Source organism: Jiangella alkaliphila, from assembly GCF_900105925.1.
In the GTDB taxonomy this organism is placed as follows: Bacteria; Actinomycetota; Actinomycetes; order Jiangellales; family Jiangellaceae; genus Jiangella; species Jiangella alkaliphila.
Map to the genome: position 1 here is coordinate 7,229,569 of NZ_LT629791.1, position 21,888 is coordinate 7,251,456.

Sequence of the window (21,888 nt, forward strand, 5' to 3'; positions counted from 1 at the left end):
GCGTGTCAGGAGGGTGTCAGCCCGGGCGTCGATGGTGGTCGCGAACCATAGGACGCCGCTGAGTGGAGAAATGAAGCAATGAGAATGTTCGCTGCGCTGGGCCGTTATGTCGCCCGTCATCCGTGGCAGGTCATCATCGCGTGGGTCGTGCTGGCGGCCGCGGTGATCGCCACCGCCCCCGCCCTCACCTCCACCACCGACGAGGCAGAGTTCCTGCCCGACCACTACGAGTCGATCCAGGCCGCCGAGCTGCAGTCCGATGCCTTCCCGGACCGCACCGAGACGGCCGCGATCATGGTGTTCGACCGCGACGACGGCGAGCCGCTGACCGACGACGACGTCGCGAACGTCGAGCGGATCACGAGCGAGCTGGGCGACCTCGGGCTGCCCGAGCTCGGCGCGTTCACCGCGAACGACCCGTCGGAGAACCGGCTGGTCCAGACCTCGACCATCAGCCTGGCCCAGGACGCCGACCCGTTCGGCGAAGAGATCCTCGACAGCGTCCGTGACCTGCGTGACGAGGCCGAACCGCTGCTGGACGGCACCGGCCTGCGCATGGGCGTTACCGGGTCGGCCGCGCAGAACCTGGACTCCCAGGAAGCGGCCTCCAACGCCGAGGCGATCGTCGGCGCGGTCACGGTGCTGCTCATCCTGGGCCTGCTGCTGATCATCTTCCGCAGCCCGATCATCGCGTTGATGCCGATCGTCGTGGTCGCGGTCATCTCGCAGGTGGCGACCGGGCTGATCGGCTGGGCCAACGAGGCCTTCGACCTGCAGGCCGACTCGTCCATCACGGTGATCCTGATCGTGGTGCTCTACGGCATCGGCACCGACTACATCCTGTTCTTCCTGTTCCGCTACCGCGAAGCACTCAGGCAGGGCCTGGACAGCAAGACCGCCGTCAGCCACGCCATCGAACGCGCCGGCGAGGCCATCGCCTCGGCCGGCGGCGCCGTCATCGTCGCGTTCATGGCGCTCGTCCTGTCCACCCTGGGCATCTTCCGCTCCATCGGCCCCGCCCTGGCCATCGCCGTCGCCGTCACTGTGCTCGCCGCGCTCACCCTGGTCCCCGCAATCGTGTCGCTGCTCGGCACCAAGGTGTTCTGGCCCTCCAAGGCGTGGAAGACCGAGCCCAAGGCCGCCCGGTTCGGCGCCGTCGGCGACTCCCTGGGCCGCCACCCGGTCCGCTTCGCCGTCGTGTCCGGCCTCGTCCTCGCCGGCCTCACCGTGCTCGCGTTCGGGTTCAAGCCCACGTTCGACCTGTCCGACACCGGCGTCCCCGCCGACGCCGAGTCCTCCGTCGCGCTGGAGACCCTCCAGACCGGCCTCCCACCGGGCGCGACCGACCCGACCACGGTGTTCCTGCACAGCACCACCGGCGACCAGCTGGACGACTCCGCCCTCACCGACTTCGGCGCCGCCCTCGGTGACGCGACCGGGGTCGCCCAGGTCGCCGACCCGGTGCCGTCCGAGGACGGGACCTCGGCCGTCTACAGCGTCGTGCTCGACTCCGACCCCACCTCCGACGCCTCCATGCAGAACGTCGAAGGACCCATCCGCGACACCGCCCACAACGCCGCACCCAACGGCACCGAAGCACTCGTCGGCGGCACCACCTCAGTGTTCGTCGACCTCCAAGACGCGATGAACCGCGACTACTCCGTCGTCTTCCCCGTCGCCGCCCTCATCATCATGATCATCCTCGCCGTGCTGCTGCGCAGCCTCGTCGCACCCTGGTACCTCATGGCCTCCGTCGGGCTCGGCTTCGGCGCCACCCTCGGCGCCACCGTGCTGCTGTTCCAGACCATCCAAGGCGACGACGGACTCATCTTCATGCTGCCCATCTACATCTACCTCTTCGTCGTCGCCCTCGGCACCGACTACAACATCCTCATGGTCGCCCGCCTACGCGAAGAAGCCCGCAACGGCCTCGAACCACGCCAAGCCGCCGCCATGGCCGTCAGACACGCCGGACCCACCGTCGCCGCCGCCGGCGTCATCCTCGCCGGCACCTTCGCCTCACTCATGCTCGGAGGCAACGCCCTCCTCGTCTCCATGGGCTTCGCCATCTCCTTCGGCATCGCCGTCGCCGCCTTCATCATGGCCATGTTCTTCACCCCAGCACTCACCGCACTCATCGGGCACGCCGCCTGGTGGCCCGGCCACGGTGAACGCCGCCGTGAGCCGGCCGAGGAGGACGAGAACCAGCTGGTCCGCTCGGCCGACTGACGACGGGAGGGACGGGCTCAGCCGCGCTCGGCGGTTGAGCCCGTCCCGTTCACGACGACGTCCGGGTCGCCCTGGTAGACGACCCGGCAGCCGGCGCCGTTGACGACGATCGAGGCCGCCGACTGCACCGAGACGTCGGCGTCGTCGCCGTTCACCGAGACGGTGCCGCACTCGCCGACGAGGTCGATCGCCGCGCCGGCGCCGTTGATCGCGATGTCCTGGCCGGCGCAGTCGAAGGTGCCGGTGACGCCGTCCTCCTCGAAGACCCCCGGCGCTGCCTGGACGGTACCGGGGTCCGGCTCGCCGGCCTCGCCGACGGCGGTGAACGTCCAGACCCCGGTCTCGCCGGCGATGGTCAGCGACGTACCGCTGCAGGTCAGGGTCGTCTGGCCGGTCGGGACGATGGCCGCCACCACGTCCTGCATCGGGCGGCTCTCGTCGAAGCCGGACGCGCTCAGTCGCACGCTGCCGCTCGAGTCGTCGACGACGAACTCGTACGCCTCGCCCTGGCCGAGGTAGCGGCCTTCGGCGGTGCCGACGACGGTCGCCGTTCCGGTCGCCTGAGTGCCGCCGACGTCGAGGGTCACCTGGAACGGCAGCGAGCCGTCGTCCTCGACCGTCCAGCGGTTGTCCGCGGTGAGCTCCGCCGTCAGGCTGCCGCCGCCGGAGAACACCAGGTCGCCGGCCGGCCCGGCGGGCTCCAGCGTGGACAGCCGCCAGGTCCCGGCCGGGCACGTCGCCGGATCGTCGGGCGCCGCGGTGTCGGGCGGCGGGTCCGCGGGCGGGTCCGCCGGCACGTCCTCGGACGGCGTGGGGTCGCCGGTCACGTCCGGCGCGCCGGAGGTGTCCTCGGCGGGTGCCGCCGGGGCGTCGTCGGCCGCGGAGCCGGAGTCGGCACCGCATCCGGCGACGAGAACGGCGCAGAGCCCGGCCAGCGCAAGCGCGGCGAGGCTCGTCGAGAGCTTGACAGGGGTGGATCGCGATGCTGTTGTTAGACCGCTCACCGTTACAGACTAACAGTTAGGTATTCCGTGCTCGACGTCATGCTCGCGTTTCTCGCGAAGGAGCCGTGTCACGGCTACGAACTGTGGACCCGGCTGCAGCGGTCGCTGGGCCCGCTCGGCGACACGCTCAACACCGGCCAGGTGTACATGACGCTGCGCCGCCTGGAGCGCGCCGAGCTCGTCGAGGTCGAGCGGGTCGAACGCGAGGCAGCGCTGGACCGGAAGGTGTACACCGCGACCGCCAAGGGCCACGCCCGCGTGCAGGAGTGGCTGTCGAACCACAACTGGGACCGGCAGACGGCCACCGAGTTCCACCTCAAGCTGGTGGTCGCGGCCGGCGGGCTGGCCGATCCGGTCCGGCTGATCGAGCTGCAGCGTGTCGAAGTGATCCGCCGCCTCGGCGACGCGCAGCGGGCGCAGCTGGCGTCGTCGACCGAGCCGACGCCGGCTGTGCTGCTCGAGGGCGCCATCCTGCGGCTGCAGGCCGACCTGGAGTGGCTCGACGTGTGCCTGCGGCACTGGGAACGGCACGGCGACGAGGCAGGGCCCCCTTGACGGCCGGCTGCGCGGTCGCCGCACGGCGGCTGACCAAGCACTTCGGCCGCGGCACCGGGCTGCTGCGCGCCGTCGACGAGGTCGACCTCGAGGTGCACGCGGGCGAGTCCGTCGCGATCGTCGGCGCCAGCGGCTGCGGCAAGTCCACCCTCTTACGGCTGCTCGGTGGCCTGGACCTGCCCACCTCGGGCGAGGTGCTGATCGCCGGTGAGCGGGTCGACCGGCTGTCCCGGCGCGACCGTGCCCGGCTGCGCCGCCGCGCGATCGGCTTCGTCTTCCAGGAGTTCCATCTGGTCCCCGAGCTCACCGCCGCGGAGAACGTCGAGCTCCCGGTCCTGCTCGCCGGCGGGTCCGCGATCGGCGCCCGCAAGGCCGCGATACGACTGCTGGACCGGATGGGGGCGGCCGACCTCGCCGGCCGGCGGCCGGCCGCGCTGTCCGGCGGTGAGCGGCAGAAGGTGGCCATCGCGCGGGCCCTGGTCAACGAGCCGCTCGTCGTCCTCGCCGACGAGCCCACCGGCAGCCTGGACAGCGCCGCGACCACGGAGGTGCTCCGGCTCTTCGGCGACCTGCGGACGGGCGGGCAGACCCTCGTGGTGGTCACCCACGAGGGCCGCGTCGCCGGTACGTCGGACCGCCTGGTGACGATGCGCGACGGCGCCCTCGTCAGCGAGGCCCGGCTGACCGTTGGTCCGGCCGGCGGGACCGGCCTGGGCGCCCTGGCCGGTCTCGTCGGTCCTGCCGGCCTCGCCGATCCGGCCGGCCTCGCCGGTCGCGCCGAGGGTGACGGCGCGCGGTGACCGGCCGGCTGCGCGGGCACCTCGTCGCAGTCTGGCGGCTCGCCCTGCACAGCGTGCTGGGCCGTCCGGGCGGCGCGATCCTGATGGCCGTCGCGATCGCCGCCAGCACCTTCGCGCTCACGCTGGCGCTGATCGTCGACGACGCCGCCGAGTCGCCGTGGGACGGCACGTTCGCGGCGACCGCGGGCCCGCACGCCGTCGTCCACGCCCTCGATCCGGCCGCGCTGCCGGCCATCACGACGGCCGCCGGCGTCGCGAGCGTCGGCGGCCCGTTCCCGATGCTGCGCTTCGACGACGTCGCGGGGGCCGGCGACGTGTATGTGGTCGGCCGCGACCGGACGGACCCGCCGGTCGACCGTCCCGTGGTCACCGAGGGGACGTGGATCGCGGACGGCGGTCTCGTCGTCGAACGCAGTTTCGCGCGCGCCCGCGGCCTGACCGTCGGCGACCGGCTGCCGATCGGGCCGAACGGGCTCGAGGTGGTCGGCATTGCCGTCACCAGCGGATGGGCCGCCTACCCCGGGCACCAACCGGCAATGACCTGGACCACCCGGGCCGAGGCCGGCGCGCTGGCGTCGGCGGCCGGCGAGCGGCGCGTCGTCGCCTCCCTGCGGCTGGACGACCCCGCCGGCGCGGTCGCGTTCGCCCGCGCGTACGGCGCGACGGACGACGCCGGGCCCCAGGTCGTCCCGTGGGAGCAGTTCCGCAGCGCCTCCACCGCCGACGCCCGGACGATCCGGGTCGTCCTCGTGACCGGCGCCGTCGCACTGGCGATCCTGACGGCGGCGGCGTCCGTCGTGCTGGTCAGCGGCCGGTTCGCCGAGCAGACCGAGCGCGCCGCCGCGCTGGCCGCCGTCGGCGCCTCGGCCGGGTTCGGCGCCTTCGTCGTGGTCACCGAGCTGCTGGTGCTCGCGACGGCCGCGGTGCCGCTCGCCGTCGTCGCCGGCGAGCTCGTGGCGCCGGTGCTGGCGGCCAACGCCGGCGACGCCCTGGAGACGGCCGGCGGTCCCGGCATCGTCGGCGCGCAGACGGGCCTGGCTGCGCTGGGCGGCCTGGCCACCGCGCTGGTGGCCGCGGTGCCCGCGTACGTGCGCGGCGTGCGGGCGGGCACGAACGGCGCGCTGACCGGCGCCCTGGCCGGCGCGCCGTCGGCGTCCGGTGGCGCGGCCGCCGCGGTCCGTGCGCCGGCCCGGCTGCCGGCGACGGCGGCGCTCGGCCTCCGGTTCGCCTTCCGGCGCCCGGCGCGGGCGCTGCTGCCCAGTGCCGGGCTCGCCGTCACCGTCGGCATGGTGGTCGCGGCGCTGACGCTGGAGAGCACGGCCGCGGCCGGCGGCCTGGCCGACGGCTCCTACCTGCTCGCCGACCTCCGCCGCGTGACGTACGGGCTCGTCGTCGCGCTCGCGGGTCTCGCGGTGGTGAACGGGGTCCTGCTGGCGTGGTCGACGGCGCTGGAGTCGCGCCGGACCACGCAGGTGCTGGAGGCGCTCGGCGCGACCCCACGGCAGACGACGACCGTGCTGGTCGTGGCGCAGGCGCTGCCGGCGGCCGTCGCGGCGCTCGTCGGCATCCCGCTCGGGATGGGGCTGCTCCGGCTGCTGTTCCAGCTCAACGGCGGCGACGCCGCGGACGTCGTCGCGCCGCCGGCCGGGTGGCTGGCGGCGGCCGTCCCGGCGACGGTGCTGGTCACCGTGCTGATCAGCGCGGCCGCCATCCGACTCACGCCCAGCGCGTCCGGCGTATCGGCGCTGGGCTCGCCCTGACCCGAACCCACGATGGAGTCGACCGTGCCCGAGACCTCTGCCGCCCGGCCGCGACCGGACACCGTCCAGCGCTACGGCCGCGCCGCCCGCTGGCTGCACGTGTGGGTCTACCTGACCGTGCTGACGCTGCTGGCCACCGGCTGGTGGTTCGTCCTGTACGGCTACCACCGGCCGACGCTCGCCGCCAGGCTGCTCGGCCAGCCCGACATGACGATCCACCAGGTGGCCGGCTACCTGCTGACCGCCGTGCTGCTCGGGTGGGCGGTGTTCGGGCCGCGCGGCATCGCGGCGTTCGTCCGGCACACGCTGCGCTACCGCCGCGGTGACGGCCGGTGGCTCGCCGACTGGCCGAAGGCGGCCGTCACCGGCCGGTTCGGCGGTCACGACGGCCACTTCGACCCGGGTCAGCGCCTCGCCAACATCGTCATGGTGGTGGCGCTGCTCGTCCTCGTGCTCACCGGCCTCGGGCTGACGCTGCTGCCCAGCGACGCGCTCAGCGGGAGCATGCTGCTGATCCACGAGTGGTCGACCTTCGCGCTGACACCCGTGATCGTCGGGCACATCATCGTCGCGGCGGGGGTCCTCCCCGGCTACCGGGGCGTCTGGCGGTCGATGCACCTGGGCGGGCGGCTGCGCACCGACGTCGCACAGCGGCTCTGGCCGGGCTGGCTGCGCGAGCAGCAGGACTCCGACGAGCCGCGGCGCTGAGGCTAGACGCGCAGGTAGCGGCGGAGGGTGACGAAGGACGCCAGCATCGAGAACACCACGCCGGCCACCAGGAGCCATGGCGTCGCGGACCAGACGTCGGCGCTGTCGACCCAGGAGGTGAACTGGAGGTTGGGCGCGATGAAGCGGCCGACGATGAGCTCGACGCCGACAAACAGGGCGACGACGCCCAGCAACGAGCCGAGCAGGCCGGCGATCGCCGCCTCCAGGATGAACGGCAGCTGGATGTAGAAGTTCGACGCGCCGACCAGGCGCATGATGCCGGTCTCGCGGCGGCGGTTGAACGCGGCCAGCCGGATCGTGTTACCGATCAGCAGGACCGCCGCGATGATCTGGATGACGGTGATCGCGAACGCCACCAGTTGAAAGCCGTCGAGGGTGCGGAACAGTGGTTCGAGCAGCTGCCGTTGGTCGGTGACCTCCTGCACGCCCGGCAGGCCGGACACAGCCGAGACGACGCCGTCGTACTCCTCGGGATCCTGCAGCGCGACGCGGAAGGACTCGGGGAGCTGGTCGGGCGTGATGATGCCGCCGATGTCGGAGTCGTCGAACTGCTCGCTGAACCGCTCGAACGCCTGCTCCTGGTTCTCGTAGAAGACCTCGTCGACCTCGGGGTGCGACTCCAGCGTCTGCCGGATGGTGTCGCGCTGCGCGTCGGTGACGGCACCGTCGGCGCAGCCGGCCCCGGTCGCGAACTCGTTGCACATGAACACCGAGATCTCGATGCGGTCGTACCAGTAGCCCTTGGTGGTGTCGGCCTGGGACCGGATCAACAGGCCCGCGCCCAGCATCGCGATGGAGATGGCCACCACGATGACGAGGGCGATGGTCATCGTCAGGTTGCGGCGCAGGCCGGTCGTGATCTCGGACAGGACGTACTGGAAGCGCATGGTTTCTTCCGGGTCGGCGGGTCGGGACGAAGGGCGGCGTCAGCGGGTGTAGCCGTAGACGCCGCGCGACTGGTCGCGGACCAGCTTGCCGTGCTCGAGCTCGATGACGCGCTTGCGCATCTGGTCGACGATGGACTGGTCGTGGGTGGCCATGACCACGGTGGTGCCCGTGCGGTTGATGCGGTCGAGCAGCTTCATGATGCCGACGCTGGTGCCCGGGTCGAGGTTTCCGGTGGGCTCGTCGGCCAGCAGGATCAGCGGCCGGTTGACGAACGCGCGGGCGACGGCGACCCGCTGCTGCTCACCACCGGAGAGCTGGTCGGGCAGCCGGTCCTCCTTGCCGTCCAGGCCGACGAGCTCGAGGACGGCGGGGACGTCGCGGTTGATCTGGCGGCGCGGCTTGCCGATGACCTGCAGCGCGAACGCGATGTTCTCGAACACCGTCTTGTTCGGCAGCAGCCGGAAGTCCTGGAACACCGTGCCGATGCGGCGGCGCAGGTGCGGGACCTTCCAGTTCGACAGGCGGTGGAGGTCCTTGCCGGCGACGCGGATGCGGCCCGCCGTCGGCTTCTCCTCGCGCAGCGTCATCCGCAGGAAGGTCGACTTGCCGGACCCGGACGGCCCGACGAGGAAGACGAACTCGCCCTTCTCGATCTCCAGGGTCAGGCTCTCGAGCGCCGCCTGGTTCTGCGTCGGGTACAACTTGCTGACGTTGTCGAAAAGGATCACGATGCCTCGCCGATGTGGATGTGAGACGCTCCCGCGATGGCCCTGACCGCCTGAAGCTCGTCTGTGAGTGTACGTCCGGATGTGACCGCACGCTGGGAGAACCAACGCGGCGTGGCGCCTCGAAGGTTCCCGTAGGGCTTCAGTGGGCTCACTGCGCCTCGGCCTGCTCCTGCTGCTTGCGCCAGCGGATGCCGGCCTCCAGGAAGTCGTCGATCTGCCCGTCGAACACCGACTGGGGGTTGCCGACCTCGTGCTCGGTGCGCAGGTCCTTCACCATCTGGTACGGGTGCAGGACGTAGGAGCGCATCTGGTCGCCCCACGACGCCTTGACGTCGCCGGCCATCTCCTTCTTCTGCGCCTGTTCCTGCTCGCGCTGCAGGAGGAGCAGCCGGGACTGCAGGACGCGCATGGCGGCGGCGCGGTTCTGGATCTGCGACTTCTCGTTCTGCATCGACACGACGAGGCCGGTCGGGAGGTGGGTGATGCGGACGGCGGAGTCGGTGGTGTTGACGCTCTGCCCGCCGGGCCCGGACGACCGGAACACGTCGATGCGGATGTCCGTCTCGGGGATCTCGACGTGGTCGGTGGTCTCGATCAGCGGGATCACCTCGACCGCCGCGAACGACGTCTGCCGGCGGCCCTGGTTGTCGAACGGCGAGATGCGCACCAGCCGGTGCGTGCCCGCCTCGACGGACAGCGTCCCGAACGCGAACGGCGCCTTGACCTCGAACGTCGCCGACTTCAGGCCGGCCTCTTCGGCATAGGAGGTGTCGAGGACCTCGGTCTTGTAGCCGTGCCGCTCGGCCCAGCGCAGGTACATGCGCAGCAGCATCTCCGCGAAGTCCGCGGCGTCGACGCCGCCGGCGCCGGACCGGATCGTCACGACCGCCTCGCGCTCGTCGTACTCGCCGGACAGCAGCGTGCGGATCTCGAGGTCGGAGATCACCCGGCGGAGCTCGTCGATCTCGCGCTCCACCTCGGCCATCGCGTCGGCGTCGGCCTCGTCGCGGCCCAGCTCGACCATGACCGGGAGGTCCTCGATGCGCTGGCGCAGCTCGGTGACCTTGCGCACCTCGGCCTGCAGATACGACAGCTGGCTCGTGACCTGCTGCGCCTGTTCGACGTCGTCCCACAGGTCCGGAGCGGCCGCGTGCGCCTCGAGGTCGGTGATGCGCTCGCGCATCTTCTCCGGGTCGAGGACGTTCTCGATGCTGGCCAGGGTCTGCGAGAGTTCCGCGATCTCGGCGTCTATGTCACGTGCTGCCACGTCGCACAAGGGTACGCGCTCCAGCGGCCCGGACCCGAACGACCGCGCCCGGCGGGGCTCAGGCGGGGCCCGGCGGGCCCGGCTCGGGCAGGCCGGAGACCTTGGCGACCAGCCGGATGCTCGAGTCGAAGATGGCGTCGCGCAGCTCGTCGGGGAGGAAGTCGAGGTGGCCGTAGGCCTCGAGGCTGGCGAAGCCGTGCAGGCTCGCCCAGCAGTGCAGCATGGCCTGGAAGGTCTCCGGCGGCACCGGCGGGCCGTCGGTCAGCATGTCCTTCTGCTCGTGGTGCCCGGCCAGCATCCGGGCGAGGCTGCCGTCGTCGTCGGTGAGCATGGGGCGGCCCAGGACGCCGGCCTGCGCGGCCTCGTAGAACAGCGACTTGAGCTGCGCCATCGCCCGCCGCGCCGCCTCGGTCGTCGGGCCCTCCTCGGGGGCCTGGTAGCCGGGGACGGGCAGGCCGAGGATCAGTGCGAACCGCTGCGGCTCGTCGCGTGCCCAGTGGCGGTACGACTGCGCGACGGCGACGAACCGCCCCCCGGCATCGTCGACGGGCACCACGTCGCGTGCCTGCGCGACCGCCTGCCCGAGATCGTCATAGGCGTCGACGATCAGCGCCGTGAGCAGTTCGTCGCGGTCGGCGAAGTAGCGGTACAGAGCCGGCGCCGTCATGCCCATGAGCCGGGCGATGTCGGAGAACCGGAAATCGGTCGTGCCCTGCTCGCGCATCAGACCCATCGCGGTCTGCTTGATCTCCTCGATCGTCGCGGCGCGAGCGCGTTCTCGCCGGGACGGCGGCCGCTCCGGCTCGCGGCCCGGCTCCGAGATCTGGCCTACCACCTGCGCCCACCTCCTTGTGTGCCCCGATGGCTGTGTTCCCTCGATACGGCGATGCGTGAAGCATCGTCACAGATGTGAAGACTCTTGACAAGTTTAGCCGCATCGTGTTTGTTATGTCGAGTAACGGTCATGACGCCACGTCACGTAACGCACCGAGGGGCAGCACGATGAACGAGTCCACGACCAACGACGGACAGCGGCCCGCCACTCCGCCTGGATCCGGGGCGCCTGAGGGATCCGGCGCCGACCAGCCGGACACCGCCGAATGGCGCGACGGCCCGGCCGGGGGCGGCGCGCCTCGTCCACCCGCCGATCCCCCACGACCCGGCGTGCTCGGCCGGCTGGCCGGCGCGTCCTACCGCCGCCGCGGCCGGGTCGTCGCCGCCTGGGTGGTGGCCATCGCGGCCGCGTTCGGGCTGTCGGCGGCCTTCGCGGGCGATTTCACCGCCGACTACTCCGCGCCGGGCTCGGACTCGCGCCAGGCGCAGGACCTGCTGGAGGAGCGCTTCCCGGCGCAGTCCGGCGACACCATCGACGTGGTGGTGAGGACGGACGGGGCCGCCGTCACCGATCCCGCGGTCCAGGCCGACGTGACGGCACTGCTCGACCAGCTGCGCACGCAGCCGCACGTCGTCGCCGTCGACGATCCTTACGAGACGGCGGGCGGGATCAGCCAGGACGGCGACATCCTCGTCGCGACGGTGAACCTCGACGTCGTCCTGCCCGACGACATGCCGGTCGAGGAGACCGAGGAACTGCTGGCCATGGCCGACGCCGCGGAGCGGCCGGGGCTGGAGATCGCGCTCGGCGGGCAGACCGTCGCGCTGGCGGAGCAGGGCGAGATCGGCTCCGAGGCGATCGGCATGGCGGCCGCCGCGGTGATCCTGCTCATCACGTTCGGCACGGTGGTCGCCGCCGGCCTCCCGCTGATCGTCGCGATCGCCGGGCTGGCGCTCAGCGGCATGCTCACCGGGCTGGTCGCCGCGGTGGTCGACGTCCCGGACTGGTCGACGGCGCTGGCGACGATGATGGGCATCGCACTGGGCATCGACTACGTGCTGCTCATGGTGACCCGGTTCCGCGAGTGGCGGGCCGCCGGCCTCGATCCGGAGCGGGCCACCATCGCGACGCTGGACACCGCCGGCCGCGCCGTCATGGTCGCCGGCAGCACCGTCATGGTGAGCATGCTCGGCCTGTTCGCCATGGGCCTGACGTTCATGCAGGGCGCCTCGCTCGTCACCATCGTCGCCGTCGTGGTGGTCATGGCGGCCGCCGCGACGCTGTTCCCGGCGCTGCTCGGCTTCTTCGGCCGCTGGGTCGACCGGCTCCGCCTCCCGCTCGGCCGGCGCCGGCAGGCGACGGCGCAGCTGGCCGCGGGCGGCCACGTCGAGCCGTCGCGGGCCTGGATGCGCTGGGGCCGGCTGGTCGACCGGCACAGCATCATCGCGACGGTGGTGGGCGTCGGCCTGCTGCTGGCGCTGGCGGCGCCGTTCCTCGGCGTCCGGTTCGGCTTCCCCGACGCCGGCAACAACGCGGAGGACCGCTCGGCGCGGCAGGCGTACGACCTGCTGTCCGAGGGCTTCGGCGCCGGCGCGAACGGCCCGCTGCTGCTGGTCGCCGACCTGGACGACCCGACTGACGCCGACGGTCTGCCCGCGCTGAGCGAGGCGGTCGCCGCCACGCCGGGCGTCGCCGCCGTCATGCCGACGGTCGTCAACGAGGCCGGCGACGCCGGGCTGCTCACCGTCCTGCCGACGACCGGTCCACAGGACGCCGCGACGGAGGACCTCGTCCACACCCTGCGCGACGACGTGATCCCGGGCACCGGCGTCGAGGTGCACGTCGGCGGCGTGACGGCGACGTCGATCGACTCGACGGAGAACACGGCCGAGCGGTTGCCGCTACTGATCGGCGGCGTCGTGATCCTGTCGATGATCCTGCTGCTGGTGTCGTTCCGCAGCATCGTCATCCCGATCACCGCGGCGCTGATGAACCTGCTCTCCGTCGCCGCCGCGTACGGCGTGGTCGCGCTGGTCCTCGAGGGCGGCTGGGCCGGGCAGCTGATCGGCATCGACACCGAGACACCGATGCCGGCGTTCATCCCGGTGCTGGTCTTCGCGGTGCTGTTCGGGCTCTCGATGGACTACGAGGTGTTCCTGATCAGCCGCATGCGCGAAGCGTGGATGCGCACCGGCGACAACGCCCGGGCCATCGTCGAGGGGCTGGCCGGCACCGGCCGGGTCATCACCGCCGCGGCGGCGATCATGGTCGCGGTGTTCGCGGCGTTCATCCCCAGCCCGGAGGTGTTCCTCAAGGTCATCGGCGTCGGCATGGCCGCGGCGATCCTGGTCGACGCCACCGTCGTGCGGATGCTCCTGGTCCCGGCCGTCATGCACCTGCTGGGACGGTCGAACTGGTGGCTGCCGTCCTGGCTGGAGCGCCGGCTCCCGCAACTGCACGTCGAGGGCCGGCCCGAGGTGTACCTGCCTGACGGCGAGCCGGCGGATCAGCGGGAGCTCGCCCCCGCCCGCTGACCATCCCCATGATCATGTTCCCTCGCGGTCGCTGACACGCCGCGAGGGAACATGATCATGGGCTAGGTCGCGTCGGGGCGGAGCAGGCCGCGGACGGCGCGTAGGCCGACCGACAGGCGGGCGAGGTCGAAGTTGTCGCCCTCGACGATCTCGCGGAGCATGCCCTGGGTCCGGGCGACGACGATCTCGTCCTGCCCAGCCCACGCCTCGACCCGGTCCTGCGGCGCCGCCTCCTCGTGCGTGTGCTGGATGACCTGCGCCGTCAGCGCCGCCTGCACGGCGTGGAGGTCGTCGCGCAGGGCGGCGCGGGCCATGGTCTGCCAGCGGTCGCGCCGCGGCAGCGAGATGATCCGCTCCAGCAGCCGGCCGAGCTCGAGGAACGCGCCCAGCGTGAAGTGCACCCGGGCGACCTCGAGCAGGTCGGTGCCGGTGGCCAGCGAGTTCTCCACCATGCCGAGCCCGGCGTACGCGGGCGGCAGCACCGCCACCCGGTTGGCCAGCGGCTCGGGCACGCCGTCGGCGCGCAGCGCCTCCAGCCGCTCGTGGTAGAGGTCCAGCTCACGGCCGGACAGCACCTCGGGCAGCGTCAGCAGCAGCCGGGCGATCGGCTCTTCGAAGAACCCGATCTGCCAGGCGATGTCGATCGGCGGCCGGCGGTTGACGGTGAGCCAGCGGGTGGCCCGCTCGGTGATCGTCCGACCCTCCAGCCGCATGCGGGTCTGGACGTCGAACGACACGACGTTGTCCAGCTCCTTCACCGCGGCCAGCAACTCCGGGATCTGGAACACGACGCCGCCGACGGTGTGCGCGCGGGCGAGGTCCTCGACCGTCCCGCCGGTCTCCATGCCCAGCCGGTAGGCGAACGTCGAGCCCGCGGTGTTCACCAGCTCGTTGACCACGACGTTCGTGATGATCTCGCGGCGCAGCGGGTGGTCGTCGATGACCTCGCCGTAGGTATCGCGCAGCGCGCTCGGGAAGTACGCGTGCAGCGCGGCGCCGAGGTACGGGTCGTCGGGCATGTGGCCGGCCAGCAGCTCCTCGTACATGAGGTTCTTCGTGTACGCGAACAGGACGGACAGCTCCGGGCTGGTCAGGCCCTTGCCGGCGCTCATGCGCTCGCCCAGCTGCCGGTCGGTCGGCAGCGCCTCCAGCTCGCGGTCGAGCTTGCCCTCGCTCTCCAGCTTGGCGAGGTAGGAGCGGTGGACGTGGGCGAGGTTCGCCGCCTGGAAGACGCCGTTGGCCAGCGCGATGTTCTGGCCGTAGTTGTTGGCGAGGACGAGGTCGGCGATCTCGCCGGTCATCTCGGCCAGCAGCTCGTTGCGCTGCTTGTCGGTGAGGTCGCCGGAGCGCACGACGCCGTCGAGCAGGATCTTGATGTTGACCTCGTGGTCGGACGTGTCGACGCCGGCGGAGTTGTCGATGGCGTCGGTGTTGATGCGCCCGCCGTTGACGGCGAACTCGATGCGGCCGCGCTGGGTCAGGCCGAGGTTGCCGCCCTCGCCGATGACCTTTGCGCGCAGGTCGCTCGCGTCGATGCGGATGGCGTCGTTGGCCTTGTCGCCCACCTCGCCGTGCGACTCCGTCGACGCCTTGACGTAGGTGCCGATGCCGCCGTTCCAGAGCAGGTCGACGGGCGCGCCGAGGATCGCGTGCATCAGCTCAGGCGGCGTCATGGTCTCGACCGACGCGTCGATGCCCAGCGCCTGCTTGGCCTCGGCCGACAGCTTGATCGTCTTCGCGGTGCGCGGGTAGACGCCGCCGCCCTCGCTGATCAGCTTGGGCTCGTAGTCGTTCCAGCTCGACCGCGGCAGCTCGAACAGCCGGCGACGCTCGCCGTAGGACTCCGCGGCGTCGGGGTCGGGGTCGATGAAGATGTGCCGGTGGTCGAACGCGGCGACCAGCCTGATGTGCTCGGACAGCAGCATGCCGTTGCCGAACACGTCGCCGGACATGTCGCCGACGCCGACGACGGTGAGGTCCTCGGCCTGGATGTCGCGGCCGAGCTGGCGGAAGTGCCGCTTCACCGACTCCCAGGCGCCGCGCGCGGTGATGCCCATGGCCTTGTGGTCGTAGCCGGCCGACCCGCCTGACGCGAAGGCGTCGCCGAGCCAGAAGCCGTACTCCTTGGACACGTCGTTGGCGATGTCGGAGAACGACGCCGTGCCCTTGTCGGCCGCGACCACGAGGTACGGGTCGTCGCCGTCGTGCCGGACGACCTGCGGCGGCGCGACGACGCTGCGGTCGGCGGCGCGGTTGTCGGTGATGTCGAGCATGGCCCGGATGAACGTCTTGTAGCACTCGACGCCCTCGGCCAGCCACGCCTCGCGGTCGACGGAGGGGTCGGGCAGCCGCTTGCCGACGAAGCCGCCCTTCGCCCCGACCGGGACGATGACGGAGTTCTTCACCGCCTGCGCCTTCACCAGACCGAGGATCTCGGTACGGAAGTCCTCGCGGCGGTCGGACCAGCGCAGGCCGCCCCGGGCGACGGCACCGAAGCGCAGGTGCACGCCCTCGACCCGCGGCGAGTAGACCCAGATCTCGTACACCGGCCTCGGGTCGGGCAGGTCCGGCAGCGACCGGGAGTCGAGCTTGAAGCTGGTCACCGTCTGCGGGCCGCCGACGGTCGTGCGGTAGTAGCTGGTCCGCAGCGTGGCGTTCACCAGCCGCAGGAACGACCGCAGGATGCGGTCCTGGTCGAGGCTGGCGACCTGGTTCAGCGCCTCGTCGACGCGCTCGGTGAGCTGCTCGGCGGCCGCCCGGCGTGCCGCCCGGCCGGCGTCGTCGTCGCCGTAGCGCTCGGGGTCGAACCGGGTCTCGAACAGGTCGACCAGCATGCGCGCCACCTCGACGTGGCCCGACAGCGCCTCCTCGAGGTAGTTCTGGCTGAACGTGGTGCCGGTCTGGCGCAGGTACTTGGCGTACGCGCGCAGGATCGACGCCTGCCGCCACGACAGCGCCGCCTGCGGCACCAGCGCGTTGAACCCGTCGCTCTCGGCGTCGCCCCGCCACACCGCGGCGAACGCGTCCTGGAACAAGACCTTGAGGCGGTCGCCCTCGGTCGCCCGCAGCCCGCGGTAGCGCAGCCCGAAATCGTAGATGTACGCGATCGACTCGCCGTCGGCGCCGCGCCGGATGATCTCGTACGGCCGCTCGTCGACGACCTCGACGCCCATGCGCGACAGGATCGGGAGCACCTGGGTCAGCGAGATCGGCGCGCCGGTTCGGTAGATCTTGAACCGGCGGTCGGTGGCCAGCCCGCCGACCGGCTGGTAGAGGTTCATGCCGAGGCCGTTCTCGGCGGGGAGGTCCTCCAGGCGGCGGACGTCGGCCACCGCCGTCCGCGCCGGGAAGTCGGCCTTGTAGCCCTCGGGGAAGGCCTGGCGGTAGCGGCGCAGCAGCTTCGCCGCGCCCTCCTCGCCGACCTGCTCGGCCAGCGCGTCGGACAACTCGTCGGTCCACGACCGGGTGGCGCCGACCAGCCGCTTCTCCAGCGCCGGGACGTCGATGACGGGCAGCTCCTGGTCGCGCTTCATGCGGACGACGAAGTGCAGCCTGGCCAGGGCGGACTCGCCGACGCGCGCGGTGAAGTCGATGGAGTCGCCGTCGGTGGCGGCCAGCAGCAGCTTCTGGATGCGCTCGCGCACGTCGGTGTTGTAGCGGTCGCGCGGCAGGTAGACGAGGAACGACAGGTAGCGCCCGTAGTCGTCGCGGCGGACGAACATGCGCAGGTGGCGCCGTTCCTGCAGGTGCACGACGGCGAGCGCGGTGGGCAGCAGCTCCTCGGGCGGGATCTGGAACAGCTCGTCGCGCGGGTACGTCTCGAGCACCTGCAGCAGGTCCTTGCCGGAGTGCCCGGACGGCGCGAAGCCGGCCTGCTCGATGACCTCCTGGACCTTGCGCCGCAGCACCGGGATGCGCATGACGCTCTCGGTGTAGGCCGCGGACGTGAACAGGCCGAGGAAGCGCCGCTCGCCGACCACCTCGCCGGCTTCGTCGAACGTCTTCACGCCGACGTAGTCGAGGTAGGCGGGGCGGTGCACCGTCGCCTTCGAGTTCGCCTTGGTCAGGACCAGCAGCTGCTTCTCGCGCGCCTTGGCCCGCACCTCGCGCGGCAGCTTGCCGAACGAGCCGGAGAGGTCCTGGTCGAACCGCAGGACGCCCAGGCCGGTGCCGGTGACCGCGCGCAGCACGTCCTCGCCGTCGACCTGGTCGAGCTGGTACTCGCGGTAGCCGAGGAAGGTGAAGTGGTCGTCGGCCAGCCAGCGCAGCAGCTCGCGGGCCTCGTCGGACTCGGGCGACTTGATCGACGACGGCGGATGCTCCAGCTCGCGGGCGATGTCGAGGGACCGCTGCCGCATGCGCGGCCAGTCCTCGACCGCCTCGCGGACGTCGCGGAGCACGTCGCGCAGCAACCGCTCGATGGCGGCCTGGTCGTCGGGGTCGTCGGTGCGGTCGATCTCGACGTGCATCCACGACTCGACGACGGTGCCAGGGTCGCGGCGCGGGTCGTTCTCGTTGAGGTCGAGCACCTCGACCAGCTGGCCGGTGATGTCGCGGCGGACCACCAGCTGCGGGTGGACGACGAGGCGGATCGCGTAGTCGTGCTCGGACAGCGCCATGGTGACGGAGTCGACCAGGAACGGCATGTCGTCGATGACGACCTCGACGATGGTGTGCCCGGACGCCCAGCCGTGCTCGTCGATGGTCGGCGTGTAGACGTTGACGACGGCGGTGCCCTGGGGCCTGGACTGGGCGGACCGGCGGTGCGAGGCGGCGACCCCGTACACGTCGACGACGTCGCGGTCGACCAGGTCCTCGGCGGTGACGTGCCGGTAGTACCGGCGAAGGAAGGCCTCGTCCTCGTCGCGGCCCCCGCGGTCGCCGACCAGCGCCGCCTTGGCGAGCAGCTCGGACTTGGCTTCGTCGAGCCGATTGCGCATCTTCCACCAACCCCCGGAACGAGACACCGGACGTCGTTGTCCGGACCCTCTCCGAACATTAGTAGCTCGCCGCCGTGTCCGCTTCCCCGGTATCGCAGTCCTTGATCACTTATTGCGATCGCTGATGATCAGAGCCAGGAGCGCAGCTCCCAGAGCAGCGGGTAGTAGCGGAAGTCGAGGCGACTGCGCAGGTAGGAGGCGCCGGACGAGCCGCCGGTGCCGGTTTTCGTCCCGATCATCCGCTCGACCATCGTGACGTGCCGGGCCCGCCAGCCCGCGGCCAGCTCGTCGTGCGTCATCAGCCCTTCGGCCAGCTCCCAGACGTCGCCGAAGCCGCCGCGATCGTGCGCCGCGTTGCGCAGGGACGCGCTGATCTCGTCGTCGCTGCCGGCCGCGAGGTCGTGGGCGCGCAGCACGCACAGGAACGCGTCCCACAGGGTGGGCTCCTCGAGCCGGCGGCGCAGCCGGGCCGCCTCGTCCTCCGTCAGCGACCGGAACCGGCGCAGGAACGCCGCGTCCTTCGCGCCGGAGATGAACTCCAGCTCGCGGAACTGCACCGACTGGAACCCGCTCGCCGGCGCCAGCCGGGCCCTGAACTGGAGGAAGTCCTGCGGCGTCATCGTCTCCAGGACGCCGACCTGCTCGATCAGGATCCGCTCGATCTCGTGCACCCTGGTCAGCAGGTGCCGCGCCCACCACAGGCGGTCGTCGAACATCGCCTGCCGAGCCGACTCCAGCTCGTGCAGCAGCTGCTTGAACCACAGCTCGTAGACCTGGTGGATGGTGATGAACAGCAGCTCGTCGTGAGCATCGGTCTCGAGACGCTGCTGGTCGAGCAGCTGCGCGAGACGCAGGTACGTGCCATAGCTGAGCCGGGCACCGTCCTCGCCGAAATGGGCGGACGGAGGGCTGATCTCCTGGTCGGGTGTCACGTCGCCAGCGTATGGGTCAGGATGTGGAGCCATGGACCTGTACAGCGAGCTGCGCTTCGACGCCGATCCGGCAGCGGTCTTCGCGATGCTGACCGACGAGGCCTACATCGAGAAGAAGACCATGGCCGCCAACGCGATCCGCTACACGGCCTCCGTCCGCCGCGACGGCGACCGCGTCACCATCGACCTGGTGCGAGTGATGCCCCCGGACGTCCCGGACTTCGTCCGCCGGTTCGTCGGCGAGACCATCGACATCAAGCAGCGGGACACGTGGGGCCAGGCGGCCGCCGACGGGTCGCGTGAGGGCAGCATCGAGCTGGAGATGTCCGGGGCGCCGGTGCGGGCCACGGGCACGATGACGCTGGTCCGCAACGGTGCGGCGACGGTGCTGACGATCAAGGGCCTGCTGAAGGCGTCGATCCCACTGGTCGGCGGCAAGATCGAGCAGGCGCTGCACCAAGGGCTCACCGAGGCGGCGAGAATCGAGGAGCGGGTCGGCAACGACTGGCTGGCCGGCCGCCGCTGACCCCAGCGAACGGGGCTGCTCCCGGCGGACGGTCCGGTTCCCTGCTCCGCTTCAACGACCGGGTACGCCGCCGTCGAGGGCGCGCAGCGCCACGTTCCGCTCGGCGGCGCCGGCCCGGCGGCCGGGCTGCCGCGGCGCCGGGGCCTCGGCGGCCGGGGCGGGCGTCGCGTCGGAGGCCTCGCGTTCGAGCAGCGCCTCGGCCAGTTCGGCCGGGCCCGTGACGGCCATGGCCAGCGCGCGGCCGAGGTCGTCGCGGTCGATGGGCTCCTCGGCGGTGCGGCGCAGCCGGTCGGACAGGTCGATGACCTTGTCGGCCGTGCCGAGCGTCGCCCGCGCCGCCATGAGGTGACCGCGCTGCAGCGGCCGGCCGGCGATCATCAGCGCCAGCGCCTCGGCGGTGTCGCTCCAGTCCGACGCCGGCGCCTGCTCGCCGATGAGGCCGGCGACCCCGGCCATCACCCGGTCGGACGCGGCGACGAGGCGCTCGGCCGTCTCGCTGTCGCTGTCGAGCGAGGCCAGCCTCAGTGCTACCGCGGTGACCAGGGCGCCGTCCGCCGGACTCCGGCGGGGCTGGGAGAGCAGTCGCACCGCTCGTGCGACATACGGCCTGGTCGACAGCCGGTCATCCATCACGCTTGACACCTCGTGTTCTCATCTCTCGGCTCAGCCCATGCGGGCGTACTCGTGCGCGAGTCCTCGCCCACCGTAGAAGATTCTGCACCGAACTCGCCTTGTCATTCGTCCCACTGGCCCGACTTCCGCCGAATGGCTGCTGCCCGACGACCGCTCCGGTGGGATTGTCGTTGAAGTAGAAGCTACCGGCTGCGAAGCGTATCGCCTCCGTGGTATGGGCAACAGCCTCGGCTCGCTACCTGTACCTCCACAACGGCGGTCCGGCCCCGGGGCGTTCCCCCGAACCTCGTGACGCGACCCGAGCGGCTCAGCCGGCGTCGGCCCAGGATCGTCCCTGCGCGAGCGCCGCCCCGGACGTCCGCATGGAGGTCTCCAGCACGGCGAACCGGCGCGCGACGTCCATGACGTTCCCGCCGATGGCGGCGAGATCCTCCGGGCCGGGGCCGAGGATCGTGACGTCGGTGCCCGCGGCGCGCAGCTTCGCCGACTCGTGCAGGCAGCGGCGGGTGCAGCGGCGCCGCCAGCGCCGTTCCAGTCGTGGCAGCAGCGCGCGCGGGTGGTCCAGCTCGAACGACACCATCGGCGCGACGACGTAGACCTCGTCCAGGCCCAGCCCGCCGAGCAGGTCGACCGACGTGGCCGAGCAAGTGCCGCCGTCGACGTAGCGGTGCCCGCCGATGTGGACCGGCGCGAACCAGCCCGGGATGGCGCATGAGGCCATGACGGCCTGCGGCAGCGACGCGCGCGGCTCGCCCGGCCGGCCGAAGGCGACCCGGCGGCCGGTCTCGTAGTCCATCGCCACGATCCGCACGCCCGGGTGCGGCGACCACCCGGCGTCCGGCCCCGTCACCGTGTCGACCAGGTCGCCGATGCCGTCGAGCGAGCCGCGCCCGACCGGCATCAGCGCCGACAGGACGGCGGTCGGCGGCATCCGGCGCAGCCGGCGCACGTTGCGGCGAACCAAGGCCGGCGAGCCGACCCCGAGGCGCGGCAGCAGCGGACGGGCACCGCCGGTGGCGGTGTCGTAGTCCCAGGCGTGGTCGGCCAGCGGGCCGCCGATGGGGTTGCCGAGCTGGTGGTCGCGCAGCTGCCCGGCGTCGACCCCGGCCCCGAGGAGCGCGGCCAGCACCGAGCCCGCGGACGTGCCGAGGATGTAGTCGAAGGACCGGAGGTCGGCGCCGGTCGACTCTTCGATGGCACTCAGCGCGCCCACCATCCACGCCGCGCCGAGGACTCCGCCACCGCCGAGCACCAGGCCCCGTCGCGGTCCCACATGACGAATGGCCTCCATCTGTTGATTCTGCTGTAACAAACTGGTTCGTGCCACGCATCAACGCTCGGAATGTGACCGACCGTTTTTGCCCGCTCGCCCCCGCCGGTTGCCCGTTCCCCTTTTCGGCGCCCGCCGGAGGTTGCCCGACTAGCCCGAACGGGCGGGCAAACTGCCCGACTCCTCGACCCCGTTGACCCCTTGGCGCGGGGCGGTTTCGATGCTCGTGACGCCCGTTCGCCCACCCCTCTGGAGGTA

At 71.8% G+C, this 21,888-nt stretch carries 16 protein-coding genes and 2 pseudogenes; 8 read left to right on the plus strand and 10 right to left on the minus strand.

The window, feature by feature from the left end; all coding sequences use genetic code 11:
- Positions 1-78: 78 nt before the first annotated feature.
- The gene (locus tag BLV05_RS33335) at positions 79-2,229 is read left to right on the plus strand and encodes an MMPL family transporter (RefSeq protein ID WP_197683456.1); all 2,151 of its coding nucleotides are present in this window, start codon (positions 79-81) and stop codon (positions 2,227-2,229) included.
- Between the two features lie 17 nt (positions 2,230-2,246).
- On the opposite strand, the gene BLV05_RS33340 is transcribed toward BLV05_RS33335, so the two are convergent.
- A complete protein-coding gene (locus tag BLV05_RS33340; RefSeq protein ID WP_152690823.1) occupies positions 2,247-3,233 on the minus strand; it encodes a DUF3060 domain-containing protein in 987 nt (328 codons plus the stop codon).
- Positions 3,234-3,260: 27 nt separating this feature from the next.
- On the opposite strand from BLV05_RS33340, the gene BLV05_RS33345 reads away from it, so the two are divergent.
- From BLV05_RS33345 to BLV05_RS33360, 4 genes are read left to right on the plus strand one after another with little or no spacing between them, the layout of a single operon-like run.
- Complete coding sequence (locus BLV05_RS33345) at positions 3,261-3,788, plus strand: PadR family transcriptional regulator (RefSeq protein ID WP_046769624.1); 528 nt, start codon at positions 3,261-3,263, stop codon at positions 3,786-3,788.
- A complete protein-coding gene (locus BLV05_RS33350) occupies positions 3,785-4,588 on the plus strand; it encodes an ABC transporter ATP-binding protein (RefSeq protein ID WP_063932573.1) in 804 nt (267 codons plus the stop codon). The genes BLV05_RS33345 and BLV05_RS33350 overlap by 4 nt, the downstream gene beginning before the upstream one ends.
- Positions 4,585-6,348 (plus strand): FtsX-like permease family protein, encoded by a 1,764-nt coding sequence (locus BLV05_RS33355; protein ID WP_046769625.1) that lies wholly within the window; start codon positions 4,585-4,587, stop codon positions 6,346-6,348. The genes BLV05_RS33350 and BLV05_RS33355 overlap by 4 nt, the downstream gene beginning before the upstream one ends.
- A 24-nt stretch (positions 6,349-6,372) precedes the next feature.
- Positions 6,373-7,056: a cytochrome b/b6 domain-containing protein gene (locus BLV05_RS33360; RefSeq protein ID WP_197683457.1), complete on the plus strand. Its 684-nt coding sequence runs from the start codon at positions 6,373-6,375 to the stop codon at positions 7,054-7,056.
- A gap of 2 nt (positions 7,057-7,058) precedes the next feature.
- Here BLV05_RS33360 and ftsX read toward each other — a convergent pair whose 3' ends face one another.
- The 4 genes from ftsX to BLV05_RS33380 all read right to left on the minus strand — a co-directional run bounded on the left by ftsX (position 7,059) and on the right by BLV05_RS33380 (position 10,795).
- Entirely contained in the window at positions 7,059-7,964 is a 906-nt protein-coding gene (ftsX, locus tag BLV05_RS33365) for a permease-like cell division protein FtsX (RefSeq protein ID WP_046769627.1), read from the minus strand.
- A 39-nt stretch (positions 7,965-8,003) separates the two neighbouring features.
- Complete coding sequence (gene ftsE / locus BLV05_RS33370) at positions 8,004-8,693, minus strand: cell division ATP-binding protein FtsE (protein ID WP_046769628.1); 690 nt, start codon at positions 8,691-8,693, stop codon at positions 8,004-8,006.
- Positions 8,694-8,841: 148 nt separating this feature from the next.
- Positions 8,842-9,960: a peptide chain release factor 2 gene (prfB, locus tag BLV05_RS33375; protein ID WP_046769643.1), complete on the minus strand. Its 1,119-nt coding sequence runs from the start codon at positions 9,958-9,960 to the stop codon at positions 8,842-8,844.
- A gap of 58 nt (positions 9,961-10,018) precedes the next feature.
- Positions 10,019-10,795: a TetR/AcrR family transcriptional regulator gene (locus tag BLV05_RS33380; protein ID WP_052762602.1), complete on the minus strand. Its 777-nt coding sequence runs from the start codon at positions 10,793-10,795 to the stop codon at positions 10,019-10,021.
- Between the two features lie 167 nt (positions 10,796-10,962).
- Between BLV05_RS33380 and BLV05_RS38930 the strand changes: the two are divergent.
- Both BLV05_RS38930 and BLV05_RS38935 read left to right on the plus strand, forming a co-directional pair.
- Positions 10,963-11,544 (plus strand): annotated as a pseudogene (locus BLV05_RS38930) (MMPL family transporter); the annotation flags it as partial.
- A 315-nt stretch (positions 11,545-11,859) separates the two neighbouring features.
- Entirely contained in the window at positions 11,860-13,329 is a 1,470-nt protein-coding gene (locus BLV05_RS38935; protein ID WP_407717017.1) for an MMPL family transporter, read from the plus strand.
- Between the two features lie 62 nt (positions 13,330-13,391).
- Here BLV05_RS38935 and BLV05_RS33390 read toward each other — a convergent pair whose 3' ends face one another.
- On the minus strand, positions 13,392-18,269 hold the full coding sequence (locus BLV05_RS33390; RefSeq protein WP_046769629.1) for an NAD-glutamate dehydrogenase: 4,878 nt from the start codon (positions 18,267-18,269) through the stop codon (positions 13,392-13,394).
- Positions 18,270-18,397: 128 nt separating this feature from the next.
- On the minus strand, positions 18,398-19,201 hold the full coding sequence (locus BLV05_RS33395; protein WP_197683458.1) for a tryptophan 2,3-dioxygenase: 804 nt from the start codon (positions 19,199-19,201) through the stop codon (positions 18,398-18,400).
- A 31-nt stretch (positions 19,202-19,232) separates the two neighbouring features.
- On the opposite strand from BLV05_RS33395, the gene BLV05_RS33400 reads away from it, so the two are divergent.
- On the plus strand, positions 19,233-19,727 hold the full coding sequence (locus BLV05_RS33400) for a DUF2505 domain-containing protein (protein WP_046769630.1): 495 nt from the start codon (positions 19,233-19,235) through the stop codon (positions 19,725-19,727).
- A gap of 51 nt (positions 19,728-19,778) precedes the next feature.
- Here BLV05_RS33400 and BLV05_RS33405 read toward each other — a convergent pair whose 3' ends face one another.
- From BLV05_RS33405 to BLV05_RS33415, 3 genes and pseudogenes are all read right to left on the minus strand, one after another.
- Entirely contained in the window at positions 19,779-20,360 is a 582-nt protein-coding gene (locus BLV05_RS33405; RefSeq protein ID WP_152690824.1) for a hypothetical protein, read from the minus strand.
- Positions 20,350-20,586 (minus strand): annotated as a pseudogene (locus BLV05_RS38940) (hypothetical protein); the annotation flags it as partial. The pseudogene BLV05_RS38940 and the gene BLV05_RS33405, both read right to left, overlap by 11 nt.
- Before the next feature lie 81 nt (positions 20,587-20,667).
- Positions 20,668-21,651 carry a patatin-like phospholipase family protein gene (locus BLV05_RS33415; RefSeq protein ID WP_046769632.1) on the minus strand — a complete coding sequence of 328 codons (984 nt, stop codon included), beginning with the start codon at positions 21,649-21,651 and terminating at the stop codon, positions 20,668-20,670.
- Between the last annotated feature and the right edge of the window lie 237 nt (positions 21,652-21,888).

What these genes read in the sequence shown, in the direction of transcription:
- BLV05_RS33335 (WP_197683456.1), top strand. Translation starts at nt 79, where the DNA reads ATGAGAATGTTCGCTGCGCTGGGCCGTTATGTCGCCCGTCATCCGTGG.
- ftsX (WP_046769627.1), bottom strand. Translation starts at nt 7,964, where the DNA reads ATGCGCTTCCAGTACGTCCTGTCCGAGATCACGACCGGCCTGCGCCGC.
- BLV05_RS38935 (WP_407717017.1), top strand. Translation starts at nt 11,860, where the DNA reads ATGGTGACCCGGTTCCGCGAGTGGCGGGCCGCCGGCCTCGATCCGGAG.
- BLV05_RS33390 (WP_046769629.1), bottom strand. Translation starts at nt 18,269, where the DNA reads ATGCGCAATCGGCTCGACGAAGCCAAGTCCGAGCTGCTCGCCAAGGCG.
- BLV05_RS33400 (WP_046769630.1), top strand. Translation starts at nt 19,233, where the DNA reads ATGGACCTGTACAGCGAGCTGCGCTTCGACGCCGATCCGGCAGCGGTC.
- BLV05_RS33415 (WP_046769632.1), bottom strand. Translation starts at nt 21,651, where the DNA reads ATGGAGGCCATTCGTCATGTGGGACCGCGACGGGGCCTGGTGCTCGGC.